The sequence below is a fragment of the Collinsella sp. TM05-38 genome, from assembly GCF_003466445.1.
Taxonomy (GTDB): Bacteria; Actinomycetota; Coriobacteriia; order Coriobacteriales; family Coriobacteriaceae; genus Collinsella.
Genome location: NZ_QSPM01000018.1, coordinates 4207 through 16374 on the forward strand (window position 1 = coordinate 4207; position 12168 = coordinate 16374).

Annotated in this window: 8 protein-coding genes; 2 read left to right on the forward strand and 6 right to left on the reverse strand. The window is 60.5% G+C overall.

Going from position 1 to position 12168, the window contains the following annotated elements; translation table 11 throughout:
* The first annotated feature begins 197 nt into the window (after positions 1–197).
* The gene (nagB, locus tag DXD49_RS09030; protein ID WP_117794782.1) at positions 198–926 is read left to right on the forward strand and encodes a glucosamine-6-phosphate deaminase; all 729 of its coding nucleotides are present in this window, start codon (positions 198–200) and stop codon (positions 924–926) included.
* 448 nt (positions 927–1374) lie between these two features.
* Positions 1375–4374 carry a BTAD domain-containing putative transcriptional regulator gene (locus DXD49_RS09035; RefSeq protein ID WP_117794783.1) on the forward strand — a complete coding sequence of 1000 codons (3000 nt, stop codon included), beginning with the start codon at positions 1375–1377 and terminating at the stop codon, positions 4372–4374.
* A gap of 70 nt (positions 4375–4444) precedes the next feature.
* Here the strand turns inward: DXD49_RS09035 and DXD49_RS09040 are convergent, their stop codons facing one another.
* From DXD49_RS09040 to DXD49_RS09065, 6 genes are all read right to left on the reverse strand, one after another.
* Positions 4445–4744, reverse strand: a complete 300-nt coding sequence (locus DXD49_RS09040; protein ID WP_117763624.1) for a YhbY family RNA-binding protein — start codon at positions 4742–4744, stop codon at positions 4445–4447.
* Between the two features lie 158 nt (positions 4745–4902).
* Positions 4903–5670 carry a methyltransferase domain-containing protein gene (locus DXD49_RS09045; RefSeq protein ID WP_233541786.1) on the reverse strand — a complete coding sequence of 256 codons (768 nt, stop codon included), beginning with the start codon at positions 5668–5670 and terminating at the stop codon, positions 4903–4905.
* A 318-nt stretch (positions 5671–5988) separates the two neighbouring features.
* On the reverse strand, positions 5989–7353 hold the full coding sequence (locus tag DXD49_RS09050) for a PFL family protein (RefSeq protein WP_035136908.1): 1365 nt from the start codon (positions 7351–7353) through the stop codon (positions 5989–5991).
* Positions 7354–7461: 108 nt separating this feature from the next.
* The gene (locus DXD49_RS09055) at positions 7462–10020 is read right to left on the reverse strand and encodes a homocysteine S-methyltransferase family protein (protein ID WP_199407115.1); all 2559 of its coding nucleotides are present in this window, start codon (positions 10018–10020) and stop codon (positions 7462–7464) included.
* Positions 10021–10029: 9 nt separating this feature from the next.
* Positions 10030–10818, reverse strand: coding sequence for a vitamin B12 dependent-methionine synthase activation domain-containing protein (locus DXD49_RS09060; protein ID WP_117794784.1), 789 nt, complete (start codon positions 10816–10818; stop codon positions 10030–10032).
* On the reverse strand, positions 10818–11690 hold the full coding sequence (locus tag DXD49_RS09065) for a methylenetetrahydrofolate reductase (RefSeq protein ID WP_117794785.1): 873 nt from the start codon (positions 11688–11690) through the stop codon (positions 10818–10820). The genes DXD49_RS09060 and DXD49_RS09065 overlap by 1 nt, the downstream gene beginning before the upstream one ends.
* Positions 11691–12168: the final 478 nt, after the last annotated feature.

The window sequence follows — 12168 nt, forward strand, 5'->3', positions numbered from 1 at the left end:
GCAAGATGGGATTTGTCCGAAGCTAAAAGGCTTCGGGTCACCGTGGACGGGCAGGGGCCTCGACGCGGCTAGACACGAGACACATGCATTACGCGACCTCGCCCTGGTGGCCGCACACGTTGGTTGCGGCCGACGCGGGCCGCGGGCAAGTGCTTGTAAGGGGAGCCTTGCCTCTCTTGTACGAGAAAGGATGCGTAATGAAGATCATTAAAGCTAAAGACTACGAGGATATGAGCCGCAAGGCCGCCAATATTATCTCGGCGCAGGTTATCCTCAAGCCCGACTGTGTGCTGGGCCTTGCCACCGGCTCTACCCCGATCGGTGCCTACAAGCAGCTCGCTGCTTGGTACAAGAAGGGCGACGTCGACTTTGCCGAGGTCAGCACCTACAACCTGGACGAGTATCGCGGCCTTTCGCACGACGATCCCCAGAGCTATCACTACTTTATGCGTAAGAACTTCTTCGATCACATCAACATCGACCTGAACAACACGCATGTGCCCGATGGTTCCAACCCCGATGCCACCGCTGCCTGCTCTGAGTACGACAAGGTCGTCGCTGCCGCCGGTTATCCCGATCTGCAGCTGCTCGGCATTGGTAACAACGGTCATATCGGCTTCAACGAGCCCGATGACCACTTCTCCAAGGGCACGCACTGCGTCGATCTCACCGAGAGCACCATTCAGGCCAACAGCCGTCTGTTCGACAGCATCGACGATGTCCCTCGTCAGGCCTACACCATGGGTACCCAGACCATCATGTATGCCCGCATGATCCTGGTCGTCGCCAACGGCGAGGCCAAGGCTCAGGCCGTGCATGACATGTGCTATGGCCCGGTTACGCCCGAGTGCCCGGCTTCGATCCTACAGCTGCACACCAACTGCGTTGTCGTTGCCGACGAGGCCGCCCTTTCGCTCTGCGAGTAGCGCGAATCCTGCACCTCGACATAGCCTTGCCTAAGGCCTCCGCATTGCGGGGGCCTTTTTGCTATCCCTTTCCGCCCACTTGACCAAGATCTTGCCGCAAGCTTGACGAATGCTGGATGCCCAACAGCTTGATTCATCCCATACCATATTCTATGCAAAAATGCCACTAAAAGGTCGTAGACGGTAGCGGGTGCTAGGCGAGTTGAATGACATGGCTGAACCTTGTTCATTTGCGTTGCACTGCCGCTTAGATGGGACATGCTGACAAGCTCATTTACCTGCTTAAAGACCGATTAGTCGGGGGATTAATAACAATCGGCCCTTGCTGTACAAAAACTTGCCGCTTGCGTACCAAAAGACAACCTAAAGCACAAGGTCGCTCTATTCATAGCGCGGCCTGTATGGTCTTGCGGTTACAGTGTCCATACGGTCGAGTTGAGGAGTGGGCATGGTAAACGATTTGAGCAGTATAGACGACCTCGAGCTGATGCCGCTGGGCGGAGGCTATATGGTGCGCCGCGAACGCTTGATGAATGAGCTTATAGCCAAGGGCCGAAAGGCCGGAATCGTGGTTCTTTATGCGCCCGACGGGTTTGGGAAGACCTCGGTGCTGCTGCAGTACACCCATGAGGTTAAATGCGACCCGACGCGAGGCCCCGTGCGGATTATCGAGGCCGATCGCGCCATTGGGCGCGAGGTGTTTATGCAGCTCGAGGTGGTTACCGAAGAACTCAAAGACAAACCGCACTCCCTTATCGCGATTGATAATGTGCCAAACCTCGATCAGCACGATACCGAAGACCTCATCGACAGGATTCGCGGCCTGCGCGCTATGGGGGTAGGAGTCTTTATCTCCTGCCGTCCTTCAAATCGTCAGCTGATTCACGGGCTGGGCGATTCGGTTAAGATCAATGCGCAGATGCTCAAGGTGCATGCCTATGAGTATTCGGCGTGGGCATCGGCGTTTTCGATCAGCACGTCGCTCGACTTTTATCAGCTCACGCAGGGCGTGCCCGAGCTCGTTTCGGCATTGCAGACGGGTCTTTATGGCCAAGGCGACGTAGCCGGTCTGCTCGAAAACGAGATTGTCAACGTATATGGTGCGGCACTTGCCGATCTGGCTTCGCTCGACAATAATGCGCTGTTTTGCGTGGCATGTCTCATGATTTTGATGGGCGAGGGCAATATCGCAGAACTCGAGGCTTGTGGGGTGAGGCTGTCGATGGTCGACCAGTCCTACTTTGTACGCGACTACCCGATCTTTGGCTTGGACCCCGCCGAGCGGAGTTTTACGTGTCTGGGTACGGAGGATAACGGACGCTTGCGTTTGCGTAAGTTGGTGGCCGAGGTTCGCCCCGAACTTGTTCCGAGGGCGGCCCGGATTTTGCTTAAGGCGGGCCGATGCGATGCGGCGATGGGCCTGGCGGACGCCTTTTTGGACCGTGATGCGGTCCTTGAACTTGCTGGTCAGTATGGGGTCGATCTTGCTCTGACGGGGCACGGGGCCGATATCTGCCGAGCGGCGCTGGGCACGATCGATGTCGACGATCCGGCTCCAGAGCCAACGCCTGCCGAGGCGCTTGGCGTATATCTGGCAGCGGTCAGCGTGTCCAATACAAAGCTCGCTCGCTATATGGCATCGGTTATCGAGCGCGGGGGCGAACGGGCGGCCTGCGAAATAGACCCTGTTTCATGGAGGGTGGCCCAGACACTGACGGCTGTTTGCTATGGGGACAACGGGCTTGGGCTTCCTGCGAACCTGGCCGTGCCAGAAATCGAGACATCCCATACTGCACTCGATATGTTGTCCGCGCATATCGAGGTCAAGCGCTGTCTGACCGAGCGGGGAGATGACGGCGGCGTTCTACAGCGACTCAAAACGAGCAAGGCCTACGACTGTGAGCTCGACATTGCGGGGATTGTTACACGGGCCGATAGCATGCTGGTGGAGCTCTTTGATGGGTCGTTCGCGGGAACCGACGAGCGCGACGACGAGATGACGGTGGTGCGGGAGGCGCTCGACGTGCGTGGGCTTAAGGCGATGGCTATCTGGGTGCGTATGGTGTTGGCGGCACGGCGGCTCCTTTCCGGCTTGCCGGTAACCGACGACGCGGCGTTCAACGAGCTCGATCGTTTTGCCGTGCGCATGCGCGACAACCAGATTCAGCTGTTTGGCCTGTTGCTAGAAGGCTGGCAGTCGCTGGCAGAGGGACGGCCGGTTAATGCAAAGTTCCGTGCGGTCCAAGTGCTCAAACTTGCCGAGGAGTCGATTGCGTACATGCGCGATAACGCATTGCTGCTGGAGCGCGCGGCGTATCTGCGTAACACCTCGATGGTTTCGGTGCGCGAGGAAGCGGAGTTACTCGATATAAGCCAGACGCAGGTTGGTGGAGCGGAGGCCTGGATGGTGGCGTTGCATTTGGCCTGTGCGGGCCGAGACAGCGACCTTGCGGCCTGGATGTCCATGAATCGTGCGGGGATTCTAGAGCCATCGTATCGGCTCTTTGCGCGCCTTGCCATGCATTGTCTGGGCGAGCCGGCGGCCAGGATACGCAAGAAGCTTCCCGTGCGCGAGCTGTCGCGGTACTCGCTGCGCGACGATTTGGAAGGGGAGGGCGAGCGCCTGTTCCAGGCCAGCGAGGTTGAAGCCGTTGATACCATCGACCATATCGAGATTCGCATGTTTGGTGCGTTTCGCGCCGAGCGCGACGGGTTTCCCATCACGGACAAAATGTGGCGCCGCAAGAAGGCGGCGACGCTTGCCGAGCGGCTTGCACTGGGCATGGATGCGCTCGTCGACCGCGAGACGCTGGCAATGGAGCTGTGGCCCCATGCCGAGTTTAATAGCGCCCGTAACAACCTGTACTCGACGATATCGCGCTTGCGGTCGGCTTTGGGACCGACGCCGGATGGCAAGTCGTGTGTACTCATCCAAAATGAATGCATCGGACTCAACGGCGACTACGTCAAGACCGATGTGCGGCTGTTTGACCAGATAAGCCGTGAGGTTTTGGGAAATCGCACGGGTGCGCGCGGGCCCCATTTAGTTGAGCTGTGCCTTAAGATTGAGCAGCTTTATGCCGGACCGCTGTATGTTCCCAATGGCTGTAATCCCACCTACTTTTTGCGTATGCGACGCATTATGCAGTCAAAGTACATCGATTGCATGATTAAGGGAGCAAATGCATCTCTAGAAGAAAACGATCTGCAGTCGGCGATTTGGCTGGCGGAGTCGGGGCTTCGGCAGGAAACGGCGCGTGAGGATATGGTGCGCTGTGCCATGCGTGTCTACAGCGCGGCGGGGCGGAGGCGCGATATCGTCGAGCTGTACAGCGGGCATATGCACCATCTGAGGGAGCAGGTCAATGGCGTACCCGAGCCCGAGACGCGGCGTCTATATGAGCGCTTGGTGGAGGGTCGGCTCAACCGCGTGCTGGTCGAGCGATAAAAAAACGGGCGCCCGAAGTACTTGGGCGCCCGTAAGCTTGCTATGTGTTGGCTCGCCGGATCATTGGCTCTTAGACGAGCTCGATCTTCTCGATATCCTTGCGCGAGGACTCGCGATACAGCGAGAACTTGCGGCCGATGACCTGGACGACCTCGGCGTGGCAGCGCTCAGCAAGCTCTTCGGCGGCCTCGCGGGCGGAAAGACTGGAGCCGTCCAGCACGGAGCACTTAACGAGCTCGTGCTTCTCCAAGTAGGCGACCGTCTGCTCGACGGTGCCCTCGTTGACATCGGACTTGCCGATGATGATGGCGGGGTTAAGGTGATGGGCCATGCTGCGAAGCTGCTTGACCTGGGCTCCTGTCAGTGCCATGGGTTCTCGCTTTCTATGTATGGGGCGCCCCGCGACGGGGCCTAAATCTACGTGATCTGTCCCACGATAGCGCAGGAACGGCGCGGTGTGGAGTGCGTTTGCCCAGTTCGCAAAGAATGCGGATGCCGAGTGAGTGGGCGGTGCGGGCTGCGAACAGGCTATGAGCTGGGCGCAGAGACCGGCTCCCATGCAATAAACGCCCAACGAACCTTGCGGACATGATCGAGCATACGGGAAAAATCCGCCACACCTGCTTCAAGGCTGTCGAAGGTATCGCGACGATGCGATTCAAAGTACGTGACCTGCGGCAGCGCACCCATCTGAATAAGGATATTAAAGGCATACACAAAGCCATTGCTGCAGGTAACGGAGGCGCCGATGGCGTTCATCAGGTGCAGATCATAGCGCGGGCTGGAGTTGGCGACCATCGTGACGGCACAACGCCGACGAGCCGTACGATCAAGCTTGGCAAGCGCACCTTTTAGATTAGTCGTCGTAACCGACCGACTGGCAAAGGCAACATCCACCGCCTTTGCGACCGGTCCAACCAAATCCCAATCATCATCCCAAGCAAGCTCAAGCGGCGTAATGCGATTCTCGAGCCCATAGTACTCAATGCCAGCATCAAGCGTGCCCAACATAGCAGGGGAGAAATCAGCCGCAATCACAGGATGCCCAGCCTGAGCAAGCGGAATAGCAATCGACCCAGCCCCACATCCCATATCCAGTGCGGATTCACTAGGCTTTAACGCCAACAGCTTCATAAAATTCCGAGCATACGGGGCAGTCTCCAGCGGACGAAAATGCCGAGCCCGCTTATCCCACTCAAAAGAATCATCAGCCCGCCGCCAATCAACTTGCAGGCGCATCCATTCGCCATTCCAATCCGCAGAAAGCAGCTCAGAACGATTCTCCCCATCAACCACGGGCCAACCTCCTAGCAACAAAAAAGCGACTCCTCCCAAAAGAAGAGCCGCAACCAGCATATATCAGAAAAAGAACCGTTCCACTGCCAAGCCGCCGTACCAGCCTAGTGGTGCAGGAGCGAAGCAACTGCAACCGGGATAGAACCCAACTGAGGTCCCGTTGTGCGGGAGCCCCGGGGAGGGCAAATATATAAGGTCGATCGCGAGTTCCGCACGAGCCGGAGAGCACTTAATGTGCTCTCCGTGCGAGTCAGGACTGTTCGAGCAGGCGACCTTATATATTTGCCCTCCCCGGGGCTCCTCGCCCGAACCCCTCAGCTAGTTCTTGAGCGAGTTCAGCGGTGCCGGGAAGCGTCCACCGCGATGGGCAAGCACGGTGCCGGCGTTGGGGTTCACCGGCATGATGGGTGCACGGCCGAACAGGCCGCCGTACTCGACGCAGTCGCCCACGCCCTTGCCAATGGCGGGAATCACGCGGACGGCCGTGGTCTTGTTGTTGATGACGCCGATGGCCATCTCGTCGGCGATGATGCCGGCGATGGTCTCGACCGGGGTGTCGCCGGGGATAGCGATCATGTCCAGGCCGACGGAGCACACGCAGGTCATGGCCTCGAGCTTCTCGAGCGAAAGCGCACCGGCCTCGACGGCGGCGATCATGCCGGCATCCTCGGACACGGGGATGAAAGCGCCGGAGAGACCACCCACGCTGGAGCTGGCCATGACGCCGCCCTTCTTGACGGCATCATTGAGCATGGCGAGGGCGCAGGTCGTGCCCGGGCCACCGCAGGTGCCCACGCCGATGATCTCGAGGATGCGCGCAACGGAGTCGCCGATGGCAGGCGTGGGAGCCAGCGACAGGTCGACAATGCCTTTCTCGACACCCAGACGATGGGCGGCCTCGCGGCTCATGAGCTCGCCGGCGCGGGTGATCTTAAAGGCGGTCTGCTTAATCTTCTCGGCGACCTCCATCATCGATGCGGAATCGGGCAGCGTCTCCAAGGCTGCGGCCATAACGCCGGGGCCCGAGACGCCTACGTTGATGACGGCGTCGGCCTCGCCACCGCCGTGGACGGCGCCCGCCATAAACGGGGAGTCCTCGACCATGTTGGCAAAGCAGACAAACTTGGAGGCGCCAACGGAATCCTGGTCGGCCGTGAGCTTGGCGGCGTCGATGATGGTCTGGGCGGCCATGAGCACGGCATCCATGTTGATACCGGCGCGCAGGCTAGCGACGTTGACGCTGGAGCAGACGCGGCTGGTGGTAGCGAGCGCCTGGGGGATTGACTGGATGACGCGGCGGTCGGCGTCGCCGATGCCCTTCTGGACGAGTGCGGAGAAGCCGCCCAGGTAATCGATGCCGAGCGTCTCTGCCGCGCGGTCGAGGGCATGCGCGATGGGGGTGAGGTCCTCATCCTTGCAGCACGCGGCGATCTGCGCCACCGGGGTGACGGAAACGCGCTTGTTGACGATGGGGATACCGTACTCGCGCTCGAGGTTCTCGGCGGTCTCGACCAGATGTTCAGCCGTGTGCGTCACGTGGTCGTAGATCTTCGTGCACATGCGGTCGAGGTTCTCGTCACCGCAACCCATGAGCGAAACACCCATGGTGATGGTCCTGATGTCGAGGTTCTGCTCCTCAACCATGCCGCGGGTTTCCGCGATTTCTGCGGGCGTGATCGCCATCCTTGCGCTCCTATCTGCCAAAACGAGCATAGTCTTTTCTATTCTAACGTGCCGCACGTGCCAAGTGGCGCGTGCGGCACGTTTTGGTGCGGGGTTGTTTCCGTTGTGTTACCGCCCAAAGACCTCTTCGGCGATACGGGCGCTTTCGGCGGCGTCCTTGGCGTAGTAGTCCGCGCCGATCTGCTTGGCGTATTCGGGGGTGAGTACGGCGCCGCCTACGATGATCTTGACGTCCGGCACCTCGGCATGAAGCAGCTTGATGGTCTCTTCCATGGCCACGACGGTGGTGGTCATAAGCGCCGAGAGGCCGACGAGTTTGATATCGCGCTTCTTGACGGTCTTGAGTACCTCCTGCGGATCGACGTCGCGGCCCAGGTCAAAGACGGTGTATCCGTAGTTGTCGAGCAGCATCTTAACGATGTTTTTGCCAATATCGTGGATGTCGCCCTTGACGGTGGCCACGCAGATCTTGCCCTTGTCGGCAATCTCGCCGGCGGGCATCAGGCGCTTGATGGTGTCGAAGCCCACGCGTGCGGCCTCGGCCGAGGCCATAAGCTGCGGCAAGAAGAACTTGCCCTGGTCAAAGAGGACGCCAACCTCGTCGAGGGCGGGGATAAAGTGATTGTTGATGAGGTCCATGGCGTCGTGGTCTGCCAGCAGGCGCTCGGTCTCGGCGGCGATCTCGCCTTTGCGGCCCGAGACGACCATGCGACGAATCGGGTCGTCGTTGCCGTCGGTGCCGGCGGTGCCAGCAGCGGGCGCAGCGTCGGTCGATACCGCCTGGGCCGCCGTCGGGTTCGCGGCGATCTTGTACGGATCGGTCCAGCCGGCGTAGCGCTCGATGTATCCGGTCGAGCCCTCGTCCTCAACGCTCAAGACGCGATAGCTGTAGACGGTATCCATAAAGCGCTTGGAACCCGGGTTCATGATGGGGGCGTCCAGGCCAGCGCCAAAGGCGGCGGCCAAAAAGACCGAACCCAGGAGCGGCCGCGCGGGCAGGCCAAAGCTGATGTTCGACACGCCGAGCGCGCATTTGACGCCCAGGCGCTCCTTGCACAGGGACATGGCGCGCAGGATCTGCTCGGCCTGGCGTTGATTGGTCGAGGCGGTCATGACCAGGCAGTCAATGAGAATACGGTCCGGTCCGATGCCGTAGCGGGCAGCCTCGGCCACGATGCGCTCGGCGATGGCGAAGCGGGCCTCGGCGGTATCGGGGATGCCGCCTTCGTCGAGCGTGAGGCCGACAACGTTGGTGCCGTAGTGGGCGACCAGCGGAAAGATCTCATTCATGATCTGCTGCTTGCCGTTGACCGAGTTGATGATGGGCTTGCCGGCATAGCGGCGTACGGCGGCCTCGACGGCGGCGGGATCGGTGGAGTCGATCTGCAGCGGCAGCAGCGTGGAGCCTTGGAGCTGCTCGGTGGCCTGTTGAATGATCTTGACCTCGTCGATCTCGGGCATGCCCACGTTGACGTCCAGGATGTCGGCGCCCTGCTCCTGCTGACTGATGCCCTGGCTCACGACGTAGTCCAGGTCGCCGTCGCGCAGGGCCTGCTGCAGGCGCTTTTTGCCGGTGGGGTTGATGCGCTCGCCGATGACGGCGATCTTGTGGTCGTCGCAGGGAAGGTCCACCACGGTCTGGGCGCTCGTGACCGACATGCTGGGCTTGCGGTGACGCGGGCTGGGCGTGTGGTTGTCGATGAGGGTGCGAAGTGCCGCCATGTGCGTGGGCGTGGTGCCGCAGCATCCGCCGACGACGCCAACGCCGTCCTCGATCATGCCGGCGACGGCCTCAGCGTACTCGGGTGTCTGGACATCAAAGACGGTGTTGCCGTTGTCGTCCACGCGGGGGAGTCCCGCATTGGCCTGCACCATAACGGGCTTGTCGGTAACGGTGAGCATGCGTTCGGCGAGCCCGCGGAGCTCGGCCGGTCCCTGACTGCAGTTGATGCCCAAAACGTCGGCGCCGATGGCGTCGAGCGTGATGGCGGCCACCTCGGGGCTCGTGCCCAGGAAGGTGCGTCCGTCTTCCTCAAAGGTCATGGTGGCAAAGACGGGCAGGTCGGAGTTCTCGCGGCAGGCGAGGACTGCCGCCTTGATCTCGGCCAGGTCGGTCATAGTCTCGATAATAAAGAGGTCGACGCCCGCAGCGACGCCGGCGTGCACTTCCTCGGCAAAGAGGTCGTAGGCCTCGTCAAAGCTGAGGGTGCCCAGGGGGCGCAGCAGGGCGCCGATGGGGCCGATGTCGCCGGCGACGTAGCGGGCGCCGGCCTCGCGGGCGCAGGTGACGGCCGCGGCAAAGACGTCTGCCACGGTGGCAGCACCGTCGAGCTTGTGGGCGTTGGCGCCAAAGGTGTTGGCGGTGATCACGTCACAGCCAGCCCCGACATATTGACGTTGGATATCGGTGATAACCTGGGGCTCCTCAAAGTTGAGCAGCTCGGGCAGAGCGCCCGCCTTCATGCCGGCGGCCTGCAACATGGTGCCCATGCCGCCGTCAAACAGCAGGTGCCCCGTGCCCTCGATGGCCGCACGCAGGCGCTCATCCTTAATGTGCAGGTCGTCGATCGTGCGCGTCTTGTACGCGGCGCCGTTGCAGCGCGCAGTATTGACAGGTGCCGCCAGCGCAGTACCGTCAGAATCATGAGTGATAAGCGGAGTAAACATCGATGGCTCCTAATGGCTGGAATAGCAGGTGGTGTGGGCGGCGCGGAAGCGGCAGTACTCACGCATGCGGCAGATATTGCAGGTGGGGCGGCTCTGAGCGTCGTGGACCTCGCCGTCAAACAGACCGATCACCGCGGTCACGCTCTTGGTGGGCATGAGCAGGCTGGTAGGTGTGACGGTAAGCCCGATGAGCCGTGTGGCGTTGAGCACATTTACGATCGAGCGCTGTGCCGTAAGCGGGCAGTCGCCGTAGCCGGGACTGAAGCGCCAGTTACCGGCGAGTCCGTGTGCGGCGGCCGCGGTCTTGACTTGCTGGTCCATCTGCTCGACGGCGGCTTCCACATAGGCAGAGCACGCGGCGTCGAGCACTGCCCCCTCCAGGGGTTGCTGGGCTCCCGTGGTGCGCAGACGACGCTCGGCGTCCATGCCGAGGGTGCATGCCATGAGCGCGGCAAAGCGGGCGTCTTTGAGATGTCGATAGACATCGCGACCCCGCAGCTCAACGTTCGTGCCAACCAAGCGGATGCAGGGCTCACCCTGCTCGTCGACGCCCGTGGCATCGACGGCAAACACGCATCGCACGCCACGGGGCTCAATGTCCAGTTCTAGGCGCTCGACCACAAGCTCAATTCGTCGTGACAGTTCAGGCTCAATCTGCTGACCGCCGTAGCCCAGATAGCGCAGCATCTCGGCACGGTCGACTCGGGGATGATGGGCAGTGTCGATACGGTAAAGCGCCGGCGACGCAAGGTCAGCCGGCACTTCGACAGTGGTTGTATCGATGTGCGGTTTTTCCATTACCCTAGGCGCTCCATAATGGTCGCGGCGATCGCAGGACGATTCATAGTGTACAGGTGCAGACCGTCGGCACCGTGCTCTTTGAGGTCGCAAAGCTGGCGGGTGGCATACTCTACACCGGCTGCCTGCAGGCTCTCGGGGTCGTTCTCGTACTTGGCGAGAATCTTGATGACGGGGGAGGGCAGCGACGCTCCGCACATAAAGACCATGCGGCTGATCTGGGACTTGCTCATAAACGGCATGATGCCCGCGGTGATGGGCACCGTGATGCCCGCTTTATCGGCAAGCTCGCGGAAGCGGTAGAAGCACTCATTATCAAAGAAAAGTTGCGTCACAAAGAAGCTTGCGCCGGAGTCCTGCTTTTGCTTGAGGTATTCGACCGAGAGGCTGAGGTCCTCGCAGGCAATGTGGCCCTCGGGGTAGGCCGCGGCGCCCACGCAAAAGCCGGCGTCGACGAGCTCGGGGATGAGGTCGCGGGCGTAGGCGTATTCGGAGGCGGGCTTGTCGTCCTCGGTCGCGCCGGCAGGGAGATCGCCACGCAGTGCCAGGATGTTATTCACGCCGGCGGTGCGGTACTCATCGATCTTGGCGGCGATATCGGCATGCGTGCGGCCGATGCAGGTGAGGTGTGCCACCGAGGGCGTATCGAATTCGCTCGTAATCATATGCGCGATGGGGGCGGTGGTGGCGCCGTTGCCCGAGCCGCCGGCAGAGCAGGTGACCGAGACAAAGCTCGGCGAAAGCTTGCACAGACTGCCTGCCACCTTGCGAGCCGTATCGAGGGTGAGCTCGCCCTTGGGCGGGAACATCTCAAACGAAACGGGCACGGTGCCCAGGGATGCCGCCTGCTTAAAAACCTCGTCGACGCGCATATCGTGCTCCTTTAGATACTTTAGTGCGATGTGTTGTAAGGATTCTACAGCACCGCTGCGCCACGCTGGAGTTTTACTTGCCATTTGGGAATACCAATCGAAGATGCTTCGCTATCGTCATTCCCTATAACAACGTAGCTCATTTGGGACGTGCCTCTATGCCCATCAACCAGCTGCCCAGGGTAGTCTTTTTGGGACGGGGCTTTTTTAGCTACCCTATGTCAAATATTGCCTTGAGCTTCGAAGATACCGGATGGGTAGCTAAAAAAGCCCCGTCCCAAAAAGACTACCCTTAAACCATGCGGGGAGGTCTGCAATTTATGCAGTTCGTTGGCTGTTGAGGGTGGTAATAATCCTGTGTTGCTGTAACCTCATTGATTGGTTTCGTGACAGCAACATAACGGTAATGTCGCGGAAACACGGCGAGTCTAAGCTAAGGCTCGTTCGTTAGTAATCAACACCGCTTCTCACGCGGTGC

Coding starts and splice junctions, on each gene's coding strand:
- nagB (WP_117794782.1), top strand. CDS start 198: ATGAAGATCATTAAAGCTAAAGACTACGAGGATATGAGCCGCAAGGCC.
- DXD49_RS09035 (WP_117794783.1), top strand. CDS start 1,375: ATGGTAAACGATTTGAGCAGTATAGACGACCTCGAGCTGATGCCGCTG.
- DXD49_RS09040 (WP_117763624.1), bottom strand. CDS start 4,744: ATGGCACTGACAGGAGCCCAGGTCAAGCAGCTTCGCAGCATGGCCCAT.
- DXD49_RS09050 (WP_035136908.1), bottom strand. CDS start 7,353: ATGGCGATCACGCCCGCAGAAATCGCGGAAACCCGCGGCATGGTTGAG.
- DXD49_RS09055 (WP_199407115.1), bottom strand. CDS start 10,020: ATGTTTACTCCGCTTATCACTCATGATTCTGACGGTACTGCGCTGGCG.
- DXD49_RS09060 (WP_117794784.1), bottom strand. CDS start 10,818: ATGGAAAAACCGCACATCGATACAACCACTGTCGAAGTGCCGGCTGAC.
- DXD49_RS09065 (WP_117794785.1), bottom strand. CDS start 11,690: ATGCGCGTCGACGAGGTTTTTAAGCAGGCGGCATCCCTGGGCACCGTG.